The following is a 24953-nucleotide window of genomic DNA, read 5'->3' as shown; positions in this document are numbered from 1 at the left end:
GAGACCGCGGAGGCCATGGAGGGTGCGGCCGAGGTCCGGCGCCACGAGCTCGCCGCGTTTCTGCGCAGCCGCCGTGAGCGGATCACGCCCGAGCAGGTCGGCCTTGCGCGCGGACGTCGTCGGCGCACCCCGGGCCTGCGGCGTGAGGAGGTCGCGCAGCTCTCCGCGGTCGGCGTCACCTGGTACACCTGGCTCGAACAGGCCCGCGACATCCAGGTCTCCGGCCAGGTCCTCGACGCGCTGGCCCGCACCCTGCTGCTGGATCCCAGCGAGCGCGCCCACCTCTTCAAGCTGGCGGGCGTCGCCGACCCCGCGCCCGGCACGCCCTGCCCCTCGATCACTCCGGCGCTGCGGCAGGTGCTGGAGCAACTCGAGCCGCTGCCGGCCTGCATCCAGAACAGCCGGTACGACATCCTCGCGTACAACCGCACGTACGGGCGGCTGCTGTGCGACCTCGACGCGATCCCGCCCGAGGACCGCAACAGCCTGATCCTCGCGTTCACCAACGAGGAGTGGCGAGCGTCGATCGTGATGCCCGACGAGACGATGCGGCTGATGGCCGCCAAGTTCCGGGCCGCGATGGCCGGGCATCTCGCCGAGCCCGCTTGGAAGATGCTGCTCAAGCGGCTGCAGGCGGAGTCGCCGGAGTTCCGCGAGGTGTGGGAGCGGCACGAGGTTGTGGGGACGCAGAGCAAGACCAAGCAGTTCCGTAACGCCGACGTCGGCCTGCTCACCGTCGACCACACCGACCTCTGGCTGGGCCCGGCGCAGGGCCCGCGCCTCGTGACGTACGCCCCGACGGACGCCGAGTCGCGCCAGCGGCTGGAGAAGCTGCACGCTCTGGCGCTCGCCGACGGGACGCGCCCGGGCGTCGGTTACGCGCGGTCTGGGACCTCTGCCACCTGCTGAATCTCTGCCGTCTCCAGGCGTCCCGCCGTGCGCCGGGCCGTACGACGTGCCCATGCGCCGCTCGTCAGGGCGCCCACGACCAGGACGGCCAGGCCGCAGGCCGTGATGATCCACCAGGCGGGACTGGCGGCGGCGACGAAGCTGTCGCGGTACGAGGAGCCGCTCACGCCAGAGGCGAGAACCGCGCCGATCACCGCTACGCCGAGCGTCGCGCCGATCTGCCGACTGGTGGAGGCCACCGCGGCGGCGACGCCGGCCTGGGCGCGCGGCATCCCGGCGACCGCGGTGTTCGTGATCGGCGCGTTCACGAAGCCGAAGCCGATGCCGAAGAGGACATAGCCGATCAGGAGCGTGGAGTTCGCCGTCTCCGCTTCGAAGGCCGCGAAGAGAACGCCGCTCGCCGTCATCGTCACGCCCGCGACCAGTAGTGACAGCCGCGGCCCCCGGCTGCCGACCAGTCGCCCGGACAGCGGTGCGCACACGAAGCACATCGCGGCCATGGGCAGCATCCACAGACCGGCGTGGAGGGCGTCCAGGCCGCGTACGTTCTGGAGGTAGAGCGTCGACAGGAACAGGAAGCCGCCGAGCGCAGCGAACGCGCTCACCGCGATCCCGACGGCCCCGCTGAACGGAGCGCTGCGGAAGAAGCGCAGGTCGATGAGGGGTTCGGTGCGCCTGGGCTCGTAGATCAGCAGGCCGATCAGCGCGCACAACGCGACCGCGGCGCAGGTCAGGATGAGGGGGGAGGCGAGACCCTCCGCGGGCGCCTCGATGATCGCGTACGTGAGGCTGCCGAGCAGCGCGATCACCAGCAACTGCCCGACCGCGTCGGGGCGCCGGGGCTTCGGGGCCCGGGACTCGGGGACGTACCGCGCGGTGAGCAGCAGCGCGGCGACGCCGACCGGCACGTTCATCCAGAAGATGGAGCGCCAGCCGACCGACTCCACCAGAAGCCCGCCGACCAGCGGCCCGGCCGCCATCGCTATGCCGACGACGCCGCCCCAGACGCCGATGGCGCGGGCGCGCTCACGAGGCTCGGTGAAGGTGTTCGTGATGATCGACATGGCGACCGGGTTGAGCATCGAACCGCCCACCGCCTGCACCATGCGGAAGACGACGAGCAGTTCGAGGCTGGGCGCGAGCGAGCAGAGCGCCGAACCGACGGTGAAGACGACAAGCCCGGCCTGGAAGATCTGGCGGCGGCCGATGCGGTCGGCGGTCGAACCCGCGAGCATCAGCAGCGAGGCCAGCACCAGCGTGTACGCGTCGATGGTCCACTGCAGTCCCGAGACGCTCGCGTCGAGGTCTCTCTGCAGGGCCGGCAGGGCGACGTTCAGAACGGTGTTGTCGAGGCTGACCATCAGCAGGCTCAGGCAGCAGATGGTCAGGACGAGCATCCGTCGGCGGTGGCTGAGCTCCGGCATGACGCAAACGGTACTCCTGTAGTACGCCTAACTAAAAACTTTCGGCCGACGCGGGACGCGTGGGCGACAATGAGGAAATGCCCACGCCGTCCACCGCACAGTCCGCGACATCCGCCATGGCCGCCTCCACGCTCTCGATCGGTCCGCACACGGTGCAGCCGCCCGTGGTGCTCGCTCCCATGGCGGGTATCACGAACGCGCCGTTCCGCACCCTCTGCCGGGAGTTCAGTGGCGGCAAGGGACTGTTCGTCAGCGAGATGATCACTACGCGGGCGTTGGTCGAGCGCAACGAGAAGACCATGCAGCTGATCCACTTCGACGCGAGCGAGAAGCCGCGGTCGATCCAGCTGTACGGCGTGGACCCGGTGACCGTCGGCAAGGCCGTCCGCATGATCGTCGAAGAGGACCTCGCCGACCACATCGACCTCAACTTCGGCTGCCCGGTGCCCAAGGTGACCCGCAAGGGCGGCGGTTCCGCCCTGCCGTACAAGCGGAACCTGCTGCGGGCCATCCTGCGCGAGGCGGTGGGCGGGGCCGGCGATCTGCCGGTGACGATGAAGATGCGCAAGGGCATCGACGACGACCACATCACCTACCTCGACGCCGGACGCATCGCCGTCGAGGAGGGCGTGACCGCGATCGCCCTGCACGGGCGGACCACCGCGCAGCACTACGGCGGCACCGCCGACTGGGACTCCATCGCGCGGCTGAAGGAACATGTGCCGGAGATCCCCGTCCTCGGCAACGGCGACATCTGGTCCGCCGATGACGCGGTGCGGATGATGAGCGAGACCGGGTGCGACGGGGTGGTCGTCGGGCGCGGGTGCCTGGGGCGGCCGTGGCTGTTCGGGGATCTCGTCGCCGCGTTCGAGGGGCGGGACGACCTTGCTCGTCCGACTCTCCGCGAGGTCGCGACCGTGATGGTGCGGCACGCCACACTGCTCGGCGAGTGGCTGAACGACGAGGCGCGGGGTGTCATCGACTTCCGCAAGCATGTGGCCTGGTACCTGAAGGGATTCTCGGTCGGGTCCGAGATGCGGAAGCGGCTTGCGGTCGCCTCTTCGCTCGCCGACCTCGAGGCGGGGCTCTTCGAGCTCGACCTCGGCCAGGAGTGGCCCGCGGGGGCGGATGGGCCCCGGGGGCGTACGTCCGGGAAGAACCGGGTGGCTTTGCCGGACGGGTGGTTGGCCGATCCGTACGAGTGCGCTGGGGTCGGCGAGGAGGCGGAACTGGACACGTCGGGGGGCTGACGCGCCGCCGCCCGCCCAGCTGTGCCCCGTTCCGCCCTGGGGGTACCTCCCAGGCCCTTAAGGCACTGGGGGAGGAACGACTGCCCACAGCGGGGCGAGCGGAACGCATGCCCACAGGCGGCTGTGGAGCCGTACGTCTACGCGCCGCCGACCGCCGTGAGCAGCGCCAACGGTGCAGCCGCCGAGCGGGACTCCCGTACGCACGCGTGCGGATACGGGACCGGCGACGGGTGCGTCGCCCGGTCGTAGCCGGCAAGGACCTCCGGGAGGCGGTGGCCGTCGGCCGTCGCCGCGTCGACGAGGGCGTGGGCGACCGCCCGCGCCTCGTCGTGCAGCCCGTACCGTGCGAGGCCCAACGCGATCAGCGCGTTGTCGTGCGGCCACACCGAGCCCCGGTGGTAGGACAGCGGATGGTAGGCGGGCTGGCCCGCGGCGACCGTACGGACGCCCCAGCCGGAGAAGAAGTCCGGCTCCAGCAGACGGCGGCCGACCAGCTTGCCGTACTCCTTGTCGAGCAGGCCCGACCACAGCAGATGGCCCGCGTCCGAGGCGAGCGCGTCGACGTGCCGGCCGCCGCCGTCCAGGGCGAGCGCCGGGAAGTCGTGGTCGGCCATCCAGAAGTCGCGCTGGAAGCGGTCGCGCAGGTCGGCGGCGGCCTGCTCCAGCAGGTCCGCGTACACCTCGTCGCCCCAGACGGTGCGGGAGAGCTGCGCGGTGCGGCGCAGGGCGTCGTACGCATAGCCCTGGGCGCCCGCGGCCATCACCGGCCCCGTGGCGCGGCTGCCGTCCGCCGAGCAGATGGCGCCCGGCGAGTCCTTCCAGTTCTGGTTGGCGAGGCCGCCCTCGTCCGCGCGGTAGACGAGGTAGCCGCGCGAGGTGAGCCCGCCGTGGTCCAGCATCCAGCCGACCGCGGCGCGCGCGTTCGGCTCGAGGCGGCGGGCCAGGGCCGCGTCGCCCGTCTGCTCGACGTAGGCGCCGAGAAGCACCAGGAACAGCGGGGTCGCGTCGACCGAGCCGTAGTACCGGCCGTACGGCACCTGGCCGAAGTGCGCCAGCTCGCCGTGGCGTACCTCGTGGACGATCTTGCCGGGCTGGGCGACCGTGCCCGCGGACGCCTCCGTGGCCTGCACCGCGGCCAGCGCGGGGAGCGTGGCGGCGGCGAGCTGCGGGCGGTAGGGGAGGGCGAAGAGCGAGGTCAGCAGCGCGTCGCGGCCGAGCAGCGTGAGGAACCACGGGACGCCCGCCGCCGGTACGCGCAGCTCCTCACCGTCGGGCCCGGTCGCAGGGACCTGCAGGACGGCCAGGTCGGAGAGGCCCCGCGCGCAGGCCGCGGCCAGCTCCGGCCAGGTGTCCGGGAGAGCGATGCCGTCGATGAACTCCCGCTCGGCATCGGCCAGTTGACCGGCTGCGGCGGACGGGGAGTGGGGCACGCGCGGTTCGGCGGCGCCATGCGGGCAGGCCGCGACGCGCAGGGTCAGTTCGGCCGTGGCGCCCGGCTCCAGCTCCAGCGTCCAGACGAGGCGCCGGGCGCCGGTCCCGGTCTCCTCGACCGCGTCCGGCGCCGGCTCGGACGTGACGGTGGTACAGGATCGCCACTCCCCGCGCCGGTAGCTGAACTCGACGCCGTCTTCCAGGATCTGGCGGCTTCGGACAGCGCCCGTCTTCGCGTACGTACGGTGGTCCGAGCGCAGCTCGAACTGGTCGGTGAAGTCGGCGTCGACGGTCAGCCCGACGCGGACCGTCGCCGGGACGGGGCGGTTGGAGGCGATGCGCAGCACCTCGACGAACGAACCGTCCGCGACGGCCTGTTCACGGAAGAGCGTGTACGCGGGCGGCTCCTGGCGACCGCCGCGCGGCACGAGCACGCAGCGCGCCGTGCCCGCCCCCTGCCCGGCGCCCCGGCCGTCCGGTGCGCGCAGCCCGTCCGGCCCGTCCGCTACCGGAGTGAGGACGTCCGGCACCGCCCCGTCGACCGTCAGCTGCCAGCGGCTGAGATGCCGGGCGTCGCGCACGAACAGCCCGTCGGGCGAGGTGCTGCCGCGCACCCCGCTGATGTCGCCGCCCTGGCCCACGGCCGCGAACGTCCCGCCGTGCACGAGCAGATGATGCCGATCCGTCATCGCCGGTCCCCTCCCTTGTCCTTGTCGAAGCGGTCGTGCTTGTCGAAGCGGTCGTGCTTGTCGAAGCCGTCGTGCTGCTGGAACCCGTCGTGCCGGCCGAGCCCGTCGTACTCACCGAGCCCGTCGCGCTGGAACCTCCTGGCGCGCGCGTCGCCGTGCAGCAGATCGAGGGTGAGCGCGGCCGTCCAGCTGAAGCCGCGCGCGCCGCACCCCTCGCCCGTGTACGGATCCACGTACTCCGCGAAGTCCGATTCGGCCGCCGTGGTCAGCAGTGCCGAGCGCAGCCCGTCCGCGAGCGGGCGTTCGCCGTGCAGGCGAAGGCCCCGCTCAAGCAGCCAGTTCGTGTTGAACCAGGCCGGGCCGCGCCAGTACCGGTGCGGATCGAAGGCCGGGCCCTTCAGGTCGTAGCTGGGCACCAGCCGGGCGCTGCCGCCGAGCTCGAAGTGGGGCCCGCGCGCGGTGCGTACCAGAGCCCTGGCGACGGGCCGGGGGAGTGTCGGCAGGATCAGCGGCAGCAGGCCAGCGACACTGCGTGCCGGTACGAGCGAGCCCAGGCCACCGGTGGCGGGGTCGCGCAGGTCACGGCAGAAGAAGAGCCCCTCGGCCGGGTCCCACAGCCGCTCCACGAGGGTGTGGGTCAGCCGCTCCGCGCGCGCGTGCCGCGCGGTCCCGGCCGCTCCCAGCTCGCCGGCGATCCGGGCCAGAGCGTGCTCGGAGGCGATCAGCAGGGCGTTGAACGCCGGGTCCTCGACCGCGAACTCTCCGGCCCCGTCGGCGTACCGCCCGTCGCGGTAGTCGGCCGCCAGCCGCACATACCGCCCGTAGTCCAGGTCGGTGGGGCGGTCCTCCGCTGCGCCGTGATCGAGGTCGGCGCGGCGGAACGTACGGGCAGACGCGGGCTCCACGCGCGCGAGGGGCGCGTCCCAGGCGGGGCTGTTGTCCATGCCCTGCTCCCAGGGGTGGACGACGGCCGCGAGACCGCCGCCGCCCAGGTCCCGGCGCTGCAGCAGATAGCGGTGCCAGGCCGCGAGCCGGGGATAGACCCTCGGGAGGAACGAGCGGGCGCGGGAGAGCTCCGGGTCGGCGCGGTGCACCAGCCAGGCGGCCAGGGCGTGCACCGGCGGCTGCACTATGCCGGACGTCTGTACGGCGCGCGGGGCGCCGGCGGCGCTGCCCGCTGTGGAGGAGCGCCAGAAGTCCGGGCTGGGGAAGTAGGCGTCCAGGGGGACGGCGGGGTTGAAGACGATGTGCGGGACCCGGCCGTCGTCCCACTGGGCGTCCAGGAGCGTCTCCAGTTCCACCTGTGCGCGGTACGGAGACAGATGGCGCAGTCCGATGGCGATGAACGCCGAGTCCCACGACCACTGGTGCGGATACAGGCCACGCGAGGGCACGGTGGACGTTCCGGTCCAGTTGGCACCCAGGACCCGGGCGGCGCTGAGGTGCAGTGACCGCGCGGAGTCCGATGGATTGAATCCAATCGCTCCGGTATGCGTGATCTCACCATGGCCGGAAACAGGGGGTGAGGCGGCGTTGCGCACGGTTCTTCCGTGCCCTCTGCGACGGGCGGTGAGCTGGGTTGTGCGGTCCACGCATGTCTCCCCGAAGACGTCCGGCCGACCAGTTCGGCAATGGGTACCGTAGGGTTACGTCTATTTAACACGCAAAACCCAATATGTAATGTGGAGTTGCCCAACGCAAGAGGGTTCAGAGGGAGGAAACATGGCCGGGGGCCAGGCGAGTGCCGGAGAGCTGCTGCATCTGGTGCGCAGTGGACGCGCGACGACGCGCGGTGCGCTGCAGCAGGTGACCGGACTGTCCCGGGCCACGGTCGGCCAGCGGCTCGACCGGCTCTTCAGGGCGGGCTGGCTGCGCGAGGGCGAGGGCGGCCCCCTCGACAAGTCAGCCTCGCCACTCGGCGGGCGCCCCTCCATACGGCTCGAGTTCGACGACTCCCACGCGGTGGTGCTCGCCGCGGACCTCGACACCCGTCACGCGCGCGTGGCTCTTCTCACCCTCACCGGTGACCTGCTCGCCGAGCACACGGGCCCGCTGCTCGTCGAGGAGGGCCCGGAACCCGTCCTCGCGGAACTCGGCGGCTGGTTCGCCGACTTGCTGAAGCAGACCGGCACCCACGCCGACCACGTCTGCGGCATAGGCCTCGCCGTGCCGGGACCGGTGGACAGCGACACCGGCCGCGTCGTACAGCCGCCGATCATGCCGGGCTGGGACGGCTACGACATACGGGGCCGGGTGCGCCGCGCCTTCGCTGAGCACGCGGGCGGCCCGGCGGACGTGCCGGTGCTCGTCGACAACGACGCGAACCTCATGGCGTATGGCGAACAGCGCACCGGGTACCCGGACTGCTTGAGCTTCGCACTTGTCAAGGTCTCCACGGGTATCGGCGCGGGCGTTGTCGTCGACGGCGCGATCTACCGGGGCATCGACGGGGGCGCCGGGGACATCGGGCACATCCGGGTTCCGGAGGGCGCGGACGCGCTGTGCAAGTGCGGCTCGTACGGCTGCCTGGCGGCGGTGGCCAGCGGGCGCGCCGTCGCCCAGCGGCTGACCGAGACGGGCGTGCCCGCGGCGTCCGGCTCGGACGTGCGCGCGCTGCTGGCGGCCGGTCACCCTGAGGCGGTGCGGCTGGCGCGTGAGGCGGGGCGCCGGGTCGGCGAGGTGCTGGCCACCGTGGTCACGCTGCTCAACCCCGGGGTACTGATGATCGCGGGGGATCTGGCCGGCACGCCGTTCCTGACGGGGGTGCGTGAACTGCTGTACCAGCGTGCGCTGCCGCGCTCGACGGCCCGTCTGGACGTGGTCACCTCGCGGCTCGGCGAGCGCGCGGGGCTCGTCGGGGCGGGGGCGCTGGTCGTGGAACATCTGTACGCGCCGGAGCGGGTCGAGGAGCGGTTGCTGGCCATGGGCCTGTGACGGCTTCGGCGACGCCCGGCCCGCGTGGAGGCCGCGTACCGAGACCGTCCACCGTGCGTACCGAGACCGCCCACCGTGCGCCGGAAGCCCGTCCGGATAGTGAAATCCGGTCCCTGTCTGTAGCGTGATTCTCGCCACCCTTGATAGCTGGTGCGCTCAGATGAGCGGATCTTGGGAGGCTGCACTTCTCCAAGGGGTGGCACTGAGTGCCACCCTCCGTGGATTCAAGAAGTGGAAGCATGTGTGATTTGAGGCGCTCACATGAGCGCAATAGGGCGTCTACGGGCGTTGATTCCTTCAAGATCTAAAAACATCCGCAATCATTCTGAAACCGCCCCATCACTTTCGATCTGCTGGCGGACGGGTGGTTACAGCCGTATGACGCGCAAGTGGACGTACCGAGGTGCCTTCGATCTGGGTATGTTCCTCGCCGTCAGGGCAGCCACCGCGTCCTCGAGGAGTCGAGTCCCGTGTCGGAAAACAAAGATCCCCACGTAGCTGAGGGCGTGAAGTTCGTTTACGACTTCACCGAGGGCAACAAGGACCTCAAGGATCTGCTCGGCGGCAAGGGCGCCAACCTCGCCGAGATGACCAACCTCGGCCTGCCCGTCCCTCCGGGCTTCACCATCACCACCGAGGCGTGCAAGGTCTACCTCGACAGCGGCGAAGAGCCGGCGGCACTCCGTGACGAGGTGAGTGCGCACCTCGACGCCCTCGAGCAGAAGATGGGTAAGAAGCTCGGCCAGGCCGACAACCCGCTGCTCGTCTCCGTCCGCTCGGGCGCCAAGTTCTCCATGCCCGGCATGATGGACACCGTCCTCAACATCGGGCTCTCCGACAAGTCCGTGACCGGCCTCGCCGCGCAGGCCGGCGACGAGCGCTTCGCCTGGGACTCGTACCGCCGCCTCATCCAGATGTTCGGCAAGACCGTCCTCGGCGTCGACGGCGAACTCTTCGAGGAGGAGCTCGAGAAGGCCAAGAAGACCAAGAAGGTCACGGTCGACACCGAGCTCGACGCGGCCGACCTGAAGAAGCTGGTCACGAAGTTCAAGAGGATCGTCAAGACCCAGGCCGGGCGCGACTTCCCGCAGGATCCGCGCGAGCAGATGGACCTCGCCATCCACGCGGTCTTCGACTCGTGGAACACCGACCGCGCCAAGCTCTACCGCCGCCAGGAGCGCATCCCGCACGACCTCGGCACCGCCGTCAACGTCTGTTCGATGGTCTTCGGCAACCTCGGCCCCGACTCCGGCACCGGCGTCGCCTTCACGCGCGACCCGGCCAGCGGCCACCAGGGCGTGTACGGCGACTACCTGCAGAACGCCCAGGGCGAGGACGTCGTCGCGGGTATCCGCAACACCGTGCCGCTCGCCGAGCTGGAGCAGATCGACAAGAAGTCGTACGACCAGCTCATGCAGATCATGGAGACCCTCGAGAACCACTACAAGGATCTCTGCGACATCGAGTTCACCATCGAGCGCGGCCAGCTGTGGATGCTGCAGACCCGCGTCGGCAAGCGCACCGCGGCCGCGGCCTTCCGGATCGCGACCCAGCTCGTCGACCAGGGCCTCATCGACGAGGCCGAGGCGCTGCAGCGCGTCAACGGCGCGCAGCTCGCGCAGCTGATGTTCCCGCGCTTCGACGAGGCCGCGAAGGTCGAGAAGATCGGCCGCGGCATCGCGGCGTCGCCGGGCGCGGCGGTCGGCAAGGCCGTCTTCGACTCGTACACGGCCGTCAAATGGTCGCGGTCCGGCGAGAAGGTCATCCTCATCCGCCGCGAGACCAACCCCGACGACCTCGACGGCATGATCGCGGCCGAGGGCATCCTGACCTCCCGCGGCGGCAAGACCTCGCACGCCGCCGTCGTCGCGCGCGGCATGGGCAAGACCTGTGTCTGCGGCGCCGAGGAGCTCGAGGTCGACACCAAGCGGCGCCGGATGACCACCGCCGACGGCACGGTGATCGAAGAGGGCGACGTCGTCTCCATCGACGGCTCGACCGGCAAGGTCTACCTCGGCGAGGTGCCCGTCGTCCCGTCCCCGGTCGTCGAGTACTTCGAGGGCCGCATGCACGCGGGCGCCGACGACGCCGACGAACTGGTCGCCGCGGTACACCGGATCATGGCGTACGCGGACCGGGTGCGCCGGCTGCGCGTGCGCGCCAATGCCGACAACGCCGAGGACGCCCTGCGGGCGCGGCGCTTCGGCGCCCAGGGCATCGGCCTGTGCCGCACCGAGCACATGTTCCTCGGCGAGCGGCGCGAGTACGTCGAGCGGCTCATCCTCGCCGACACCGACGAGGAGCGCGAGGACTCGCTCAAGGCCCTCCTCCCGCTCCAGCGGCAGGACTTCGTCGAGCTCTTCGAGGCGATGGACGGGCTGCCCGTCACCGTCCGCCTCCTGGACCCGCCGCTGCACGAGTTCCTGCCGGACATCACCGAGCTGTCGGTCCGCGTCGCCCTCGCCGAGTCCCGCAAGGACGCCAACGAGAACGACCTGCGGCTGCTGCAGGCCGTCCATCGGCTGCACGAGCAGAACCCGATGCTGGGCCTGCGCGGCGTACGCCTCGGGCTCGTCATCCCCGGCCTGTTCACCATGCAGGTACGGGCGATCGCCGAGGCCGCGGCCGAGCGGAAGAACGCCAAGGGCGACCCGCGTGCCGAGATCATGATCCCCCTCGTCGGCACCGTCCAGGAGCTGGAGATCGTCCGCGACGAGGCCGAGCAGGTCATCGCCGAGGTCCAGGAGGCGACCGGCGTCGAGCTGAAGCTCGCGCTCGGCACGATGATCGAGCTGCCGCGCGCCGCGCTCACGGCCGGTCAGATCGCCGAGGCGGCGGAGTTCTTCTCGTTCGGCACGAACGACCTGACGCAGACCGTCTGGGGCTTCAGCCGCGACGACGTCGAGGCCTCGTTCTTCACGGCCTACCTGGAGAAGGGCATCTTCGGGGTCTCGCCGTTCGAGACCATCGACAAGGACGGCGTGGGCTCGCTCGTACGGAACGCCGCGAAGGCCGGCCGTGAGACCCGGCCCGACCTGAAGCTCGGCGTGTGCGGTGAGCACGGCGGCGACCCGGAGTCCGTCCACTTCTTCCACGAGGTGGGCCTGGACTATGTCTCCTGCTCGCCGTTCCGGATCCCGGTGGCGCGCCTGGAGGCGGGGCGCGCCGCGTCCACGGCGAAGGGCAGCGACAACCGCTGATTCACCGGTGGTCGGCGACGGTTGCCGACCACCCTGATCCCCGGAGCCACTGTCGGTCCCCGACCCTCACCGACTCACGAAGGCTCCGGTGCACCAGGAGGGGCGGCACCCTGTGCGGGGGTGCCGCCCCTTTTTTTGGCGTGACGTGCCGCTGGTGCCGGGCGTGCCGCTGGTGCCGGGGCATGCCGCTGCTGTCGGGGCGCGTGCCGCTCTCACTCAGACCGCTCCCGGCCAGTCCAGGACATCGGCCGCCGACACTCGCGCGGACGCACCTGACTGCCCGCCGGCGGTGCTGCCCCCGCTGTGGCCGCCGTTCACGGACTCGGTGACAGGGCGCAGTACGACCGTCGCGTCCAGGCCCGTGCCCGGGGCGGGTAGGAGGAGGGCCTCTCCGCCGCTTGCGCGGGCCAGTTGGCGTACCAGGGGGAGGCCCAGGCCCGTGCCGCCCTTCGGGGCGTCCGGCGCGCGCCAGAAGCGGTCGAAGGCTCGTTCGCGTTGGGCGGCGTCGAGGCCGGGGCCCTGGTCGACGACGTGCAGCTCCACGATCGGCGGCAGTCCGCGGCGGGGCCGCCGGGCCAGCCGGTGCACGACGACGGTGCTGCCCGGGGGAGCCGCCCGCACCGCGTTGGCCAGCAGGTTGTCGAGGATCTGCTCGACGCCTCCGGGTACCGCCCACACCCGGCCGACCGGCCCGCCGCTCGCCGTCAGGCGTACCCCGGACTCCGCCGCCAGCGGCGCCCACGTCCGGACGTGTCGGGCCACCGCCGCGTCCAGATCGAGGGGTTCGGGCTCCAGTGACGCCTCGTCGAGCCGGGCCATCGCCAGCAGGGTCTCCGTCGTGCGGGCCAGTCGGTCGGTCTCGGTCAGCGCGGCCTCCCAGTCGGGGCGGGAGCGCGGGGCGACGTCCCGCTCCAGGTTCTCCAGGCGCAGTCTGAGCGCCGCCAGAGGGGTCCTGAGCTGGTGCGACGCCTCGCCCGCGAAGGCGCCCTGGGCCGTGAGCAGATACTGCAGTCGGCGGGCCGTGGTGCGCAGGGTCTCGGTGAGGCGGCGCAATTCGGGCGGTCCGGAGACGGTGCGCTCCGGGACGACGAGGTCGCCGCCGGCCGCGATCCGGGCCGCGGTCTCCTCCAGATACCGCACCGGCCGCCCGATCCAGCGGGCCAGGGCGACGGCGGCCACGGCTGCCAGCGCCAGCACGGCGGCGCCCACAAGGGCCAGGAACCCCCACACCCGGCCGCTGTTCCCGTCCACCGACGGGCCCGGCACGGTGAGCCGCACCGCGCCCCGGACGGCCGGTCCCTGCCGGGTCGGCACCGCGAGGTGGACCAGTTCACCGCGGCGGGAGCGCTCACGGCGTACTCCGGCGCGCGAACCGCCGCGCAGGGCCGTCGCGATCTCGGGGCGGGCGGACAGTCCCGCCGCCTCGCGCGGCTCCAGGGGCGGCCATGCCGCGAACAGGCGGCCGGTGCTGTCGACCACGACCACCCGGCCGCCGGTTCTGGCGGCGTTCTCGCGGGCCAGCCGCGGCAGCCGGTCCGTGGCGTCCGTTTCGATGAGATGGTCGGCGAAGGCGGCGAGGGCCTCGGCGTCGTGCTCGAGGGAGGCGATCGCCCGGGTCTGCTCCGACCGGATGTAGAAGTGGCCGAGCGGCCATACGAGCGCGACGAGGACCAGGGCGGCGAGCGTGAGATAGCTCCGCAGCAGCCGGTACGTCATGTCAGGCGCCGATTCCCGCGGTCGGGGCTCAGCCGCCGCCGGGGGCGCGCAGGCGGAAGCCCACGCCCCGGACGGTTTCGATCGAGCCGGGGTCGCCGAGTTTGCGGCGCAGCGCGGCGACATGGACGTCCAGGGTCCTGGTGGGGCCGAAGAAGCGCTCGGTCCAAGCCGTTTCGAGCAGGTGCCCGCGTTCGTACACGGCGCCGGGGTCCTGTGCGAGTACGGCCAGCAGGTCGAACTCCTTCGGGGTCAGGTCGACTCTCCGCCCGTCCACCAGGACCTGGCGGGTGCGGCGGTCGATGCTGAGGGCGCCGATGATCTGGGGTCGGCCGCTCGGGCCTCGGAACTGCTGGGGTCGGCCTGCCTGGGCTCCGGCCTGCTGGGCTCCGGTGTGCAGGGGGCCGGCGTGCACGGGTCCGGTGCCCAGGGGACCGGTGTGCAGAGGGCCGGTGCGCAGGCGGCCTCTGTGCAGGGGGCCGGTGTGCAGAGGGCCGGCGGTCCCCGCCCCGGCGATCCGCGTTCCGGCGTCCCCGGCCGGATCCTCCGCTACGAGCTCGGGAACGGCGTGGAAGCGCCGCGCCACCGCCCGCATCCGGGCGATCAGCTCGCGGATGCTGAACGGCTTGGCGATGTAGTCGTCCGCGCCCAGTTCCAGGCCCACCACACGGTCGGCCTCCGCGCCGCGTGCGGTGAGCATGATGATCGGCACCTGAGAGACCTGCCGGAGCATGCGGCACACGTCGATGCCGTCCATGTCGGGCAGTCCCAGGTCCAGCAGCACGATGTCGCCCGGTGGCATGCCGAGCGCGGCCGCGCCCGTGCTGCTCCGCTCGACCGTGAAGCCGTACCGGCGGAGCCCGTCGGCCAGTGGCTCGGCGATCGTGTCGTCGTCCTCCACCAACAGAACTCGCATGCCCCGGAAGGTACCTCAGGCCTCTGACACCTCAACTGCTTTCCGTAAAGCCTTGGTTAGGGGTCGGGAAGCAAGGCGAAAGGAGGGCGAAAGCGCTCCGCCAGAAGCCGGTCGAGGCGGCATCGGCGCTGGTTAGCGTCCTGCCACCCGATCCCGGAAGGAGCGTTGCCGTGCAGCGACTGCTGGACAACGCACGTGCGTTCAAGCGCAGGATCAGTGCCGAGAGTGACAAATATCGCAGGCTCGCCGAGGGCCAGTGGCCGGAGGTCCTCTTCATCACCTGCTCCGACTCACGGGTCCTCCCGTCCCACATCACAGGGGCAGGCCCCGGCGAGCTCTTCGAACTGCGTACCGCGGGCCACATCGTGCCCCCGTACGAGCGGCGGCTGATCTCCTCGGAGGCCGCCACCATCAGCTACGCGCTGGATGTGCTGGGCGTCGGCGACATCGTCGTCTGCGGTCACTCGCACTGCGGTGCCGTCGACGCGCTGGTGCGCGGGGCCGATCTGAGCGGACTGCCGGAGGTAGGCGGCTGGCTGGAGCTGGCCAGGCCCGCGCTCGCGCCCGTGATCGAGGGCGCGCCCGGCGACCCCGCCCTGACGGAGGCCGTACGCCGTCACGTCACCGCCCAACTCGCCTCTCTGTACGGCTATCCGCTCGTACGGGACCGCGTCGCCGCCGGTGAACTGCGGCTGCACGGCTGGTTCTACCGGATCGACACCGGAGAGGTGGAGGAGCTGGCCGCGGATGGTGCCTTCCGGCCGCCCCTGCCCCCGCGGAAGCCGCTCGGAGCCCGGTACCAGAGCCCCTTGAGCGGCGACCCGCTCGAAGGCCCGCCGCACGGTGGCCCGCACCCAGGTGCGCCCGGTGGCCCGCACCCAGGCCCGCTCAGCGGTTCCTGACCTCGCCTTCACCCTCACACCCCCACACCCCACACCCCGCTCCAGGAGCACCGATGGCCCGTCATGCCCGCCCTGCCCGAAGCCGTACGCGAACCCGAATCCGTACGAGCGCCCGTACCGGTGCCCCTCCCGGTGCGCGGACTCCGGCCGACCCGGGCACCCTCGTCACGGACGTCGTTGCCTCCCTCGTCGTCTTCCTCGTCGCCCTGCCGCTGTGCATCGGCGTCGCCGCCGCATCCGGCGTACCCGTGGAGCTCGGCATCGTCTCCGGGATCATCGGCGGCCTGGTCGTCGGCTTTCTGCCCGGCAGCAGCCTTCAGGTCAGCGGCCCCGCGGCCGGGCTCGCCGCGCTGGTACTCGAGGCGGTCGGCGCGCACGGTCTGGCGATGCTCGGCCCGATCGTGCTGGCCACCGGAGTGCTGCAGATCGTCCTCGGCGTGCTGCGGATGGGGCGCTTCTTCCAGGCGATCTCGGTCTCCGTGGTGGGTGGCATGCTGGCCGGCATCGGGCTGCCGCTGATGCTCGGCCAGACGTACGCGCTCGTCGACTCCGCACAGCGCGGCTCGGCCCTGAAGAACGCCGCGGGCCTGCCGGACCTGCTCTCGCGCACCCTGGCCAGCCAGGCGGCCACGCAGGCGCTGCTTCTCGGCGGGGCCACCGTCGTCCTGTGCTTCGTGTGGAAGAAGGCCCCGGCCCCGCTGAGCAAGGTGCCCGCGCCGCTGGTGGCGGTCGCGCTCGGGGCTGCCGTCGCCTCGCTGCCGGGCGTGCAGGTCAAGAAGGTCGTCTTCGGCAGTCTCGGCGATGCCGTACGTCTCCCCGGAGCCGAGCAGTTGGCGGGCCTCGCCGACCCCGCGGTGCTCGGTGTGGTCGTCACCTTCACCGTCATCGCCTCCGCCGAGAGCCTGTTCAGCGCGGCGGCGGTCGACCGGATGCACACCGGGCCGCGTACCCGCTACAACCCCGAACTGCTGTCCCAGGGCGTCGGCAACACGCTCGCCGGGCTCGCCGGCGCGCTGCCGCTGACCGCGGTCATCGCGCGCAGCTCCGCCAACGTCCAGGCCGGGGCGAGGACCAAGCTCTCCCGCATCCTGCACGGCGGCTGGCTGCTCGGCTTCGGACTGCTGCTGCCGGGAGTGCTCGGACTGGTCCCCGTGTGCGTGCTCGCGGGAATCCTCGTACACAGCGGCTGGAAGCTGCTGGACCCCGGCCAGTTCCCGCGCATGTGGCGCAAGGACCGCGGCGAGGGCGTGGTCATGGCGGTCACCACGGTCGCCATCGTCGTCGCCAATCTGCTGGAGGGCGTCCTGGTGGGCCTGGCGGTGGCGGTGTTGCTGGCCGCCGTGCGCATGTCCCGGCTCACCGCGGAGACGACCGTGGAGGGCGACAGCGCGCTGCTGGTGATGAGCGGCAACGCCACGTTCCTGCGGCTGCCGCAGCTGACGGCCACGCTGGAGTCCCTGGCGGGGCGCGAGCGGGTCCAGATGGATCTGACGGGCGTCACCCATCTGGATCTGGCCAGCCGGGCGGAGGTGGAGGAGTGGGCGGAGCGGCAGCGGCGGCGCGGGGCGGCGGTGGAACTGCTGCTGCCGGAAGCTGCGCAAGGGCGGGACGCCGCGCACCGGCCCGACGCCCCGCACCGGCCCGATGCCCCGCACCGGCCCGATGCCCCGCACCGGCCCGACGCCTCGCCCGGGCCGGACGCCTTGCTCCGGCCGGACGGCGAGGGGCGGCACCCGTACGCCACGGGCGCCGCCCACGCCGAGCAGGTCAGGAGCGGAACGGTCCCGTCACCTCGTACGTGATGCCGCCGGACGAGCTGCCCGTCGTGCCGCGCTGCGACGAGAAGTACAGGCGCTTGCCGTCGGGGGAGAAGGCCGGGCCGGTGATCTCCGAGCTCGACTGGCCGGTGATCCGCAGGAACGGAGCGACGATGTCGTCCGGCGTGATGATGCAGATCTCCATGTTGCCGCCGTCCTCGGCGACGAACAGGTCGCCGGAGGAGGAGCCGGTGACGTTGTCGACGCCGGTCAGGGGGGCGCCGCCACCGCTGACCAGGGAGTCGTCGTAGGCCAGCTCGTAGGTGCTGTTCAGCAGGTTGAGCTGCCAGACGCGGTTGTCGCCCTTGGTGGTGAACCAGACGGTGTCGTTGGCGTAGTGGCAGCCCTCGCCGCCGTTGAACTTCTTGGCGCTCGAGACCTGGCTGCGGGTCACGGTCGGGGCGCCGTCCGGGTCCGGCACGGTCGCCCAGGTGAAGCTGCCGGAGGTGGCGGTGCCGGCCACGAGGACCTGCAGGGTGCCGGAGGACAGGTTGCCCCAGGTGGTCGGGATGAAGCGGTAGAAGCAGCCGGTGCCCTCGTCCTCGGTCAGGTAGATGACCTTGCGGACCGGGTCGGCGGCGGCGGCCTCGTGCTTGAACTTGCCCATCGCGTCGCGGCGGACCGCGGCGTTCACGCCCTTCGGGTCGGTTTCGTAGACGTAGCCGAGGGACACCTCCTCGCAGGACAGCCAGGTGCCCCACGGGGTGGCGCCGCCCGCGCAGTTGTTGCGGGTGTTCGACAGGATGCGGCGGGCTCCGATGATGGCGCCCGAGGAGTTGAACGAGATCGAGCCGGCGCCACCGGGGGTGGTCTCCGAGTTGGAGACGTAGATCCAGCCGGTGCCGTCGGCGAAGCAGGCGCCGCCGTCAGGGGCGTTGTGCCATGTGTACGAGGTGCCGGAGACGGCCTGTCCGGACCGGGCGATGACTCTGCTGGTGAAGCCGCTGGGCAGCTGGATCCCGTTGGCGTCGGCCGCGCCCAGCGCCCCGTACGGGCCGGGGCCCTTCTGGGCCGGGGCCGCGTAGGCGGCGCCGTGCATGAGCGTGCCGCCGAAGGCGGCGGCCGAGGTGCCGATGACTGCTCCGCGCAGGAAGGTACGACGTTCCACTCTCGCTCCAGGGGGTGCCGTGACCGCCCCGGCACCGGGCGGCGCCGGGGTCGAGCGTGGGGGGCCGGTCATGGACCCTAGACGCGCCGAGTTGACGGGCCATGGACAACTCATGACGGCGTCCTGGCATCGGATGGCCGAGAAGTGATCGCCCCGCCGTCGTACGGTGAAGTGACCCACCATCGCCACAAGGGAGCTCCCTCATGACGGGCTGGAACGCGAGCGACATCCCGGACCAGGGCGGACGTGTCGCCGTGGTCACCGGTGCCAACAGCGGCATCGGATACGTCACGGCACGTGAACTGGCCCGTCGCGGCGCCAGGGTGCTCCTCGCCTGCCGCAGCGAGACGCGCGGCATCGAGGCATCGGACCGGATCCGGGCGGAAGTCCGGGACGCGGACGTGCAGTTCGTCCCGCTCGATCTCGGCTCGCTGGACTCCGTACGGGAGTTCGCGGCCGCCTACGACCGCGACCACGGCCGGCTCGATCTGCTGATCAACAACGCGGGCGTGATGGCCCTGCCGTACGGCCGGACGGCGGACGGCTTCGAGACGCAGTTCGGCGTCAACCACCTCGGCCACTTCGCGCTCACCGGACTTCTGCTGCCCCGGCTTCTGGCCGCCCCCGAGGCCCGGATCGTCACCGTCTCCAGCAGCGCCCACGCGTTCGCCAACATCGACATCAACGACCTGAACAGCGAGCGCGGCTACCGGCGCTGGATCGCCTACGCCCGCTCCAAGACCGCGAATCTGCTCTTCGTCCACGAGCTGTCCCGGCGGCTCGCCGCCATCGGCTCCGGCGTCGTCGCGGCCGCCGCGCACCCCGGCTACGCATCCACGAACCTGCAGACCGCCGGGCCGAGGATGGAGGGCCGCAAGGCGGTCGAGCGGGTGGTGGAGTTCGGCAACCGGGTCTTCGCGCAGTCGGCGGAGGCCGGTGCGCTGCCCACGCTGTACGCGGCCACGGCACCGGGCGTCGCACCGGACTCCTTCACCGGTCCCCGTTTCCAGGGCTGGCGCGGCGCGCCCGCGCCATCCTGGCGGGCACCGTGGACACTGAACGACACGGCGGGCGAGCGACTGTGGGCGGCGTCGGAGGAGCTGACGGGCGTCACGTACGACGCGCTCAAGGCGTGACGACTCCGCGCGGAGGGCTCAAGGAGCGACGGCCGCCTCGCAGCCGAATGCTCTACCAGTGACGGCCCCGTGGCAGACGCTCAACGAGCGACGGCCCCGCAGCCGAGCGCTCAACGAGTGACGGCCCCGCAGCGGAACCGCGGAGCCGTCACCCGATCGTCCGTGCTCAGACCGCGACGCCCGCGCTCCGCACCTCGTACGCCGTCACAGCGACCTCGTCGTCGTCCAGGCACTTCCCGGACTCCAGGTCGAAGCGCTGCTTCAGCAGCGGCGAGGCGACGAACGGGCGCCCCTGCGCCGAGCCGATCAGGCCCCGTGAGAGGACCGCGGCGCCCGTGAACGGGTCACGGTTGTCGATCGCGTACAGGCGACCGGACCGGTCGAGGAAGATCGCGGCCTGCCGGCCGTCCGGCAGCAGGGCCGCGACACCGCGGCCGGGTGTCAGCAGCGCCAGATCGCAGACCGTGAACCAGTCACCGGTCCCGTCGAGGAGCAGCTGCACCTTCAGATCTGTGGTTTCCGGGGCGAGCGTCATCGGGTGGCGGTTCCTTCCAGGGGTCGGGTGCCGATCGTCAGCAGCGGCAGATCCGGCTTGATCTGGTCGCGCTCCGGGACGAAGCTGACCGTCGGGTCGGGGGTGTCGGGCGCGTTCACGAACGAGACGAAGCGGGACAGCTTCTCCGGGTCGTTGATGGTCTCGGCCCACTCGTCGCGGTAGTTCGCGACATGGTCGGCCATCAGCTTCTCGAGCTCGTCGCAGATGCCGAGCGAGTCGTGGACGACGACGTCACGCACGTGCTCGAGGCCGCCCTCGATGCGCTCCAGCCAGGTCGAGGTGCGCTCAAGACGGTCGGCCGTACGGATGTAGAACATCAGGAAGCGGTCGATCAGCCGGATCAGCTCGGCGTCGGACAGGTCCTGGGCCAGCAGGTCCGCGTGGCGCGGGGTCGCGCCGCCGTTGCCCGCCACGTACAGGTTCCAGCCGTTGGCCGTGGCGATCACGCCGAAGTCCTTGGACTGGGCCTCCGCGCACTCGCGCTGGCAGCCGGAGACCGCCGACTTGAGCTTGTGCGGGGAGCGCAGGCCCCGGTAGCGCAGCTCCAGGTCGATGGCCATGCGGACCGAGTCCTGCACGCCGTAGCGGCACCAGGTCTGGCCCACGCAGGACTTCACCGTGCGCAGCGCCTTGCCGTACGCGTGCCCGGACTCGAAGCCCGCGTCCACCAGCCGCGCCCAGATCATCGGCAGCTGCTCGACGCGCGCGCCGAACATGTCGATGCGCTGACCGCCCGTGATCTTCGTGTAGAGGCCGAAGTCGCGGGCCACCTCGCCGATCACGATCAGCTTCTCCGGGGTGATCTCACCGCCGGGGATGCGCGGCACGATCGAGTACGAGCCGTTCTTCTGCAGGTTGGCCAGGAAGTGGTCGTTGGTGTCCTGCAGCGATGCCTGCTCGCCGTCCAGGACGTACCCGCTGGCGCCCAGCGTCGGCGCGAGCGAGGCGATGATCGAGCCGACCGCTGGCTTGCAGATCTCGCAGCCGTCGCCGCCGCGCGCACCCTCCCGGCCGTACCGGTCGAGGAGGTCCTGGTACGAGGTGATCCGCAGGGCGAAGACGATCTCGTACAGCTCCTGGCGGGTCTGACCGAAGCAGCCGCACAGGCCCTTGTCGACCTCGACGCCCGAGGCCTCCAGCTCGGCCGTGACCAGCTGGCCGAGCACCTTCACGCAGGAACCGCAGCCCGTACCGGCCTTGGTGCACTTCTTCACCTCGGGCACGGTCGTGCACTGGTGGTCCGTGACGGCGCCGCGGATCGTGCCCTTGGTGACGTTGTGGCAGGAGCAGATGACGGCCGAGTCCGGCAGTGCCGACGGGCCGAGCTGCACCGGGCCCCCCGCGCCCGCCGGGAGGACCAGCTGCTCGGGCGCGACCGGCGGGATGGAGCCGGTGAGCGGGCGCAGCGTGCCGTAGTTCTCCGCGTCGCCGACGAGGATGCCGCCGAGCAGCTCCCCGTCCCGGCCGATGACCAGCTTCTTGTACACGCCGGAACGCGAGTCCGAGTAGACGACGTCCAGGCAGCCCTCGGCCGTGCCGTGCGCGTCGCCGAAGGACGCCACGTCCACGCCGAGGAGCTTCAGCTTCGTCGACATGTCGGCACCGGTGAAGGAAGCGGTCGGGGAGTCGTCCGCGATCGCGGTGGCCGCTGTCTCCGCCATCTCGTAGCCCGGCGCGACCAGGCCGTACACGCGGCCGTCCACGGCCTGCGCGCACTCGCCGATCGCGAACACCTGCGGGTCGCTGGTGCGGCACTGCTCGTCCACCGTGATGCCGCCGCGCTCGCCGACCGTCAGGCCGCAGTCGCGGGCGAGCTGGTCGCGGGGGCGCACACCCGCCGAGAACACCACCATGTCGGTGGCCAGCTCGGAGCCGTCCGACAGCTTCATCCCGGTGACCGCACCGGAGTCGTTCGCGACGACCTCCTGGGTGCCGGTGCCGGTGTGCACGGTCAGGCCCATGTCCGTGATGGTGCGCAGCAGGGCGGCGCCGCCCGCGTCGTCGACCTGCACCGGCATCAGGCGCGGCGCGAACTCCACGATGTGCGTGTCGAGCCCGAGGCCCTTCAGCGCGCCCGCGGCCTCGAGGCCCAGCAGACCGCCGCCGACGACCGCGCCGGTCGTGGCGTGGTTCTTCGCGTACTCCTCGATCGCGAACAGGTCCTCGATCGTGCGGTACACGAAACAGCCGTCGGCGTCCTTGCCGGGCACCGGCGGCACGAACGGGTACGAGCCGGTGGCGAGCACGAGGTGGTCGTAGGTGACGGTGAACCCGGAGCGGGCCGTCACGGTCCGGCTGTCCCGGTCGATGTGCTCGGCCGGGTCGCCGACGCGCAGCTCGATGCCGTGCTGCTCCATGAAGCCGTCGGGCGTGAGCGACAGCTCCTCGGGCGTCCGGCCGGAGAAGTACGAGGTCAGCTGGACGCGGTCGTACGCGGGGCGCGGCTCCTCGCAGAGCACCACGACGCGGGACCGCTCGGTGACTCCCTTGTCCGCGAGGGCCTCCAGGAACCGCTGGCCGACCATCCCGTGGCCGACGACCACGATCGTGGGGGTGGACGTGGACATCTCAGAAGCCTCCATCATTGGTGAGCAGGTGGAGCAGCGGAGCCGACGGGGACTCCGTGAGCGGTTCGTCGCTCTCCCAGGCGCTGGCGAGCGCCCCGACACTGCGGAGCTCGCCGAGAAGCACCCCGCCGACCAGCCGGTTCCCGCGGACGACGACCTTGCGGTACGTGCGGCGGGTCGAGTCGGTGAGCTGCACGACGTCGTCGCCGGGCAGGGCTTCGGTCTCCCCGAAGGCGGCGACGTCCAGTGGGCCCGTGCCCTGTTCGGCGAGGGTGAGCCGGGTCAGGGCGCGGGTGCCGGTGTAGCGGGGTGCGGCGTCAGAGGTGAGGAGCGCCGCCAGGTGGTCGGCCTGGTCGAGGGCCGGTGCGGCCAGGCCGTATACGTGACCGTCGTGCTCGGCGCAGTCGCCGATGGCCCTGATGTGCGGGTCGGAGGTGCGCAGCTCGTCGTCGACGACGATGCCCTTGCGCACCTCGAGGCCCGCCGCGACGGCGAGACCGGTGCGCGGACGGACGCCACAGGCGAGGACGACCAGGTCGGCCGCGAGCCGGTAGTGGTCGGCGAGCTCCACGGACTGCACCGCGCCGTCGGCGCAGTGGAGGCCGCGCACGCGGCACTCGGTGTGGATCTCCACGCCCATTCCGGTGAGGTGGCGGTGCACCAGCTCCGATGCCTTGGCGTCGAGCTGGCGCTCCATCAGGCGCTCGCCCTGCTGGGCCATGACCACCTGGACGCCGCGCTCGGCGAGCGCCCGCGCTGCGGAGACCCCGAGGAGGCCGCCGCCGATCACGACGGCGCGCGTCCCTTCGCGTACCGCCGCGGAGAGCGCGAGGCAGTCGTCCATCGTGCGGAACGCGTGCACGCCCCTCGGGAGGTCGCGGGCGCCCGGCTCGAACAGGCCGCGCAGCGCAGGAAGCACCGGGTTGGAGCCGGTCGCCAGGACCAGCGTCTCGTATGCGATCACGCTGCCGTCGTCGCAGTGCACCAGCCGGTCCTCGCGGTCCACGCGGACGACGCGGGCATGCAGCTGGGCGCTCGACGGGGCGGGAAGCGCGATGATCTCGGGCGCGTACCTGCCCGCCAGCACCTCGGCGAGCAGCAGGCGGTTGTACGGGGCGTGCTCCTCCTCGCCGATGAGCAGGGCGTCGGGGCCCAGCCGCTGGGCGAGCCGTGCGCCCGCGGGGCCGGCGCCGATCACCACCACACGCGTTTTCGAGGTCATGCCTTGAGCGTGCGTCGTGGGTGTTACCCGTCGGCATCCCCTCTGTTTCCCGAGAGGAACGCTGCGCTCAGCAGGGGCCGGGGGCGGGTGTGAGGGTTTGGGCCTGGGGGTCCGGTGCGGGGCGGGCGCGGGTCGCTCGGGGAAGCCCTGATGTCCTGGTCACGGCCATGTTCGGTCGTCCCAACCTCAGATGGCCCTCAAGTCTCGTCGTATTCGATGGACGGCCCATGTATAGCGTGCCTAGGGTCGCGATCATGCCCGACATATCCCTGACGACCATGCTCGTGCTCTGCCTCGCCGCGGGCGCGGCCGGATGGGTCGACGCCGTGGTGGGCGGCGGCGGGCTGCTGCTGCTTCCCGCTCTGCTGCTGGGTCTGCCGGGCAGTACCCCGGCCGCGTACGCGCTGGGCACGAACAAGGCGGTCGCGATCGTCGGCACCACGGGCGCGGCGGTGACGTATGTGCGCAAAGCGCCCGTGGATGTGTGGACGGCGGTCCGTATCGGTCTCGCCGCCGTCGCCGGGTCGATGGGTGGCGCGTTCTTCGCGGCCGGGATGAGCACGGAGGTGCTGAAGCCGGTCATCATGGTCGTGCTGCTGGGCGTCGCGGCCTTCGTGATCCTGAAGCCCGCGTTCGGTACCGCACCGGCGGCCGGGCCCGCCTCCCGCCGCCGCATCCTCGCCGCCATCGGCCTGGCCGGTCTCGGCATCGGCTTCTACGACGGGCTGATCGGCCCCGGCACCGGCACGTTCCTCGTGCTCACGCTCACCGCTGTGCTCCACCTCGACCTGGTGACGGCCTCGGCCACCGCCAAGATCGTCAACTGCTGCACCAACGCCGGAGCGCTCGCGATGTTCGCCTGGCAGGGCACGGTGCTGTGGCAACTTGCGTCGCTGATGGCCGTGTTCAACCTGGCCGGCGGCACCCTGGGCGCGCACACGGCATTGAAGAAGGGCAGCGGCTTCGTCCGCATCGTGCTGCTGACGGTGGTCCTGGCGCTGGTCGCCAATCTGGCGTACGAGCAGTGGGTGGCCTAAGACTTCGGCTGCCGGGATCCGGATGTGCCTAAGCGCTCCGCTGGCTGTGCCGATGTGCGGCTCCGCCGCGGGGCCGCGATGTGCCGTCGGTTCGCTGCAGCGCGTCGTGGCTGGTCGCTCCCCCAAGTTCTCGGCTTCGCTC

17 protein-coding genes are annotated in these 24953 nt (G+C 71.7%); 8 read left to right on the top strand and 9 right to left on the bottom strand.

Going from position 1 to position 24953, the window contains the following annotated elements:
- Positions 1–15 precede the first annotated feature (15 nt).
- Positions 16–909: a helix-turn-helix transcriptional regulator gene (locus ACSMXV_RS15250; RefSeq protein WP_473178947.1), complete on the top strand. Its 894-nt coding sequence runs from the start codon at positions 16–18 to the stop codon at positions 907–909.
- Here ACSMXV_RS15250 and ACSMXV_RS15245 read toward each other — a convergent pair.
- Positions 876–2333, bottom strand: a complete 1458-nt coding sequence (locus tag ACSMXV_RS15245) for an MFS transporter (protein WP_473178160.1) — start codon at positions 2331–2333, stop codon at positions 876–878. The two genes, ACSMXV_RS15250 and ACSMXV_RS15245, sit on opposite strands and share 34 nt — an antisense overlap.
- Positions 2334–2410: 77 nt before the next feature.
- On the opposite strand from ACSMXV_RS15245, the gene dusB reads away from it, so the two are divergent.
- A complete protein-coding gene (gene dusB, locus ACSMXV_RS15240) occupies positions 2411–3583 on the top strand; it encodes a tRNA dihydrouridine synthase DusB (protein WP_473178159.1) in 1173 nt (390 codons plus the stop codon).
- A gap of 137 nt (positions 3584–3720) precedes the next feature.
- On the opposite strand, the gene ACSMXV_RS15235 is transcribed toward dusB, so the two are convergent.
- Both ACSMXV_RS15235 and ACSMXV_RS15230 read right to left on the bottom strand, forming a co-directional pair.
- Positions 3721–5703: an amylo-alpha-1,6-glucosidase gene (locus tag ACSMXV_RS15235; protein ID WP_473178158.1), complete on the bottom strand. Its 1983-nt coding sequence runs from the start codon at positions 5701–5703 to the stop codon at positions 3721–3723.
- The gene (locus ACSMXV_RS15230) at positions 5700–7202 is read right to left on the bottom strand and encodes an MGH1-like glycoside hydrolase domain-containing protein (protein WP_473178946.1); all 1503 of its coding nucleotides are present in this window, start codon (positions 7200–7202) and stop codon (positions 5700–5702) included. The genes ACSMXV_RS15235 and ACSMXV_RS15230 overlap by 4 nt, the downstream gene beginning before the upstream one ends.
- Before the next feature lie 223 nt (positions 7203–7425).
- Here ACSMXV_RS15230 and ACSMXV_RS15225 point away from each other — a divergent pair, with 223 nt between their 5' ends.
- Together ACSMXV_RS15225 and ppdK are read left to right on the top strand one after the other, a co-directional pair.
- Positions 7426–8637 carry an ROK family protein gene (locus tag ACSMXV_RS15225; RefSeq protein WP_473178157.1) on the top strand — a complete coding sequence of 404 codons (1212 nt, stop codon included), beginning with the start codon at positions 7426–7428 and terminating at the stop codon, positions 8635–8637.
- Between the two features lie 470 nt (positions 8638–9107).
- Positions 9108–11837 (top strand): pyruvate, phosphate dikinase, encoded by a 2730-nt coding sequence (ppdK, locus tag ACSMXV_RS15220; protein ID WP_473178156.1) that lies wholly within the window; start codon positions 9108–9110, stop codon positions 11835–11837.
- 216 nt (positions 11838–12053) lie between these two features.
- Here the strand turns inward: ppdK and ACSMXV_RS15215 are convergent, their stop codons facing one another.
- Both ACSMXV_RS15215 and ACSMXV_RS15210 read right to left on the bottom strand, forming a co-directional pair.
- Positions 12054–13553, bottom strand: coding sequence for a sensor histidine kinase (locus ACSMXV_RS15215; RefSeq protein ID WP_473178155.1), 1500 nt, complete (start codon positions 13551–13553; stop codon positions 12054–12056).
- Positions 13554–13581: 28 nt separating this feature from the next.
- A complete protein-coding gene (locus ACSMXV_RS15210) occupies positions 13582–14466 on the bottom strand; it encodes a response regulator transcription factor (RefSeq protein ID WP_473178154.1) in 885 nt (294 codons plus the stop codon).
- A 170-nt stretch (positions 14467–14636) separates the two neighbouring features.
- Between ACSMXV_RS15210 and ACSMXV_RS15205 the strand changes: the two genes are divergently transcribed.
- Complete coding sequence (locus ACSMXV_RS15205) at positions 14637–15368, top strand: carbonic anhydrase (RefSeq protein WP_473178153.1); 732 nt, start codon at positions 14637–14639, stop codon at positions 15366–15368.
- 53 nt (positions 15369–15421) lie between these two features.
- Positions 15422–17170 (top strand): SulP family inorganic anion transporter, encoded by a 1749-nt coding sequence (locus ACSMXV_RS15200; protein ID WP_473178152.1) that lies wholly within the window; start codon positions 15422–15424, stop codon positions 17168–17170.
- Here the strand turns inward: ACSMXV_RS15200 and ACSMXV_RS15195 are convergent.
- Positions 17136–18293 carry an alkaline phosphatase PhoX gene (locus tag ACSMXV_RS15195; RefSeq protein ID WP_473178151.1) on the bottom strand — a complete coding sequence of 386 codons (1158 nt, stop codon included), beginning with the start codon at positions 18291–18293 and terminating at the stop codon, positions 17136–17138. The two genes, ACSMXV_RS15200 and ACSMXV_RS15195, sit on opposite strands and share 35 nt — an antisense overlap.
- 203 nt (positions 18294–18496) lie before the next feature.
- Here ACSMXV_RS15195 and ACSMXV_RS15190 point away from each other — a divergent pair, with 203 nt between their 5' ends.
- A complete protein-coding gene (locus tag ACSMXV_RS15190; RefSeq protein ID WP_473178150.1) occupies positions 18497–19429 on the top strand; it encodes an oxidoreductase in 933 nt (310 codons plus the stop codon).
- 166 nt (positions 19430–19595) lie between these two features.
- Here the strand turns inward: ACSMXV_RS15190 and nirD are convergent, their stop codons facing one another.
- Genes nirD through ACSMXV_RS15175 form a run of 3 tightly spaced genes read right to left on the bottom strand, consistent with a single transcriptional unit; the run spans position 19596 to position 23774 of the window.
- Complete coding sequence (gene nirD / locus ACSMXV_RS15185) at positions 19596–19964, bottom strand: nitrite reductase small subunit NirD (RefSeq protein ID WP_181660072.1); 369 nt, start codon at positions 19962–19964, stop codon at positions 19596–19598.
- Entirely contained in the window at positions 19961–22552 is a 2592-nt protein-coding gene (gene nirB / locus ACSMXV_RS15180; RefSeq protein ID WP_473178149.1) for a nitrite reductase large subunit NirB, read from the bottom strand. Before nirB ends, nirD begins: the two co-directional genes overlap by 4 nt.
- A 1-nt stretch (position 22553) precedes the next feature.
- Positions 22554–23774: an NAD(P)/FAD-dependent oxidoreductase gene (locus ACSMXV_RS15175; protein WP_473178148.1), complete on the bottom strand. Its 1221-nt coding sequence runs from the start codon at positions 23772–23774 to the stop codon at positions 22554–22556.
- A 254-nt stretch (positions 23775–24028) separates the two neighbouring features.
- Here ACSMXV_RS15175 and ACSMXV_RS15170 point away from each other — a divergent pair, with 254 nt between their 5' ends.
- Positions 24029–24811 (top strand): sulfite exporter TauE/SafE family protein, encoded by a 783-nt coding sequence (locus ACSMXV_RS15170; RefSeq protein ID WP_473178147.1) that lies wholly within the window; start codon positions 24029–24031, stop codon positions 24809–24811.
- The last annotated feature ends 142 nt before the right edge of the window (positions 24812–24953 follow it).

It is taken from the genome of Streptomyces sp. DSM 42067 (assembly GCF_055792885.1).
Note: the sequence above shows the minus strand (reverse complement) of the source record. Positions and strands in the feature narration are given on the sequence as shown.

What these genes read in the sequence shown, in the direction of transcription:
- nirD (WP_181660072.1), bottom strand. Translation starts at nt 19,964, where the DNA reads ATGACGCTCGCCCCGGAAACCACAGATCTGAAGGTGCAGCTGCTCCTC.
- ACSMXV_RS15235 (WP_473178158.1), bottom strand. Translation starts at nt 5,703, where the DNA reads ATGACGGATCGGCATCATCTGCTCGTGCACGGCGGGACGTTCGCGGCC.
- ACSMXV_RS15175 (WP_473178148.1), bottom strand. Translation starts at nt 23,774, where the DNA reads ATGACCTCGAAAACGCGTGTGGTGGTGATCGGCGCCGGCCCCGCGGGC.
- ACSMXV_RS15190 (WP_473178150.1), top strand. Translation starts at nt 18,497, where the DNA reads ATGACGGGCTGGAACGCGAGCGACATCCCGGACCAGGGCGGACGTGTC.
- ACSMXV_RS15250 (WP_473178947.1), top strand. Translation starts at nt 16, where the DNA reads ATGGAGGGTGCGGCCGAGGTCCGGCGCCACGAGCTCGCCGCGTTTCTG.
- ACSMXV_RS15215 (WP_473178155.1), bottom strand. Translation starts at nt 13,553, where the DNA reads ATGACGTACCGGCTGCTGCGGAGCTATCTCACGCTCGCCGCCCTGGTC.
- ACSMXV_RS15225 (WP_473178157.1), top strand. Translation starts at nt 7,426, where the DNA reads ATGGCCGGGGGCCAGGCGAGTGCCGGAGAGCTGCTGCATCTGGTGCGC.
- nirB (WP_473178149.1), bottom strand. Translation starts at nt 22,552, where the DNA reads ATGTCCACGTCCACCCCCACGATCGTGGTCGTCGGCCACGGGATGGTC.
- ACSMXV_RS15210 (WP_473178154.1), bottom strand. Translation starts at nt 14,466, where the DNA reads ATGCGAGTTCTGTTGGTGGAGGACGACGACACGATCGCCGAGCCACTG.
- ACSMXV_RS15200 (WP_473178152.1), top strand. Translation starts at nt 15,422, where the DNA reads ATGGCCCGTCATGCCCGCCCTGCCCGAAGCCGTACGCGAACCCGAATC.
- ACSMXV_RS15245 (WP_473178160.1), bottom strand. Translation starts at nt 2,333, where the DNA reads ATGCCGGAGCTCAGCCACCGCCGACGGATGCTCGTCCTGACCATCTGC.
- ACSMXV_RS15170 (WP_473178147.1), top strand. Translation starts at nt 24,029, where the DNA reads ATGCCCGACATATCCCTGACGACCATGCTCGTGCTCTGCCTCGCCGCG.
- dusB (WP_473178159.1), top strand. Translation starts at nt 2,411, where the DNA reads ATGCCCACGCCGTCCACCGCACAGTCCGCGACATCCGCCATGGCCGCC.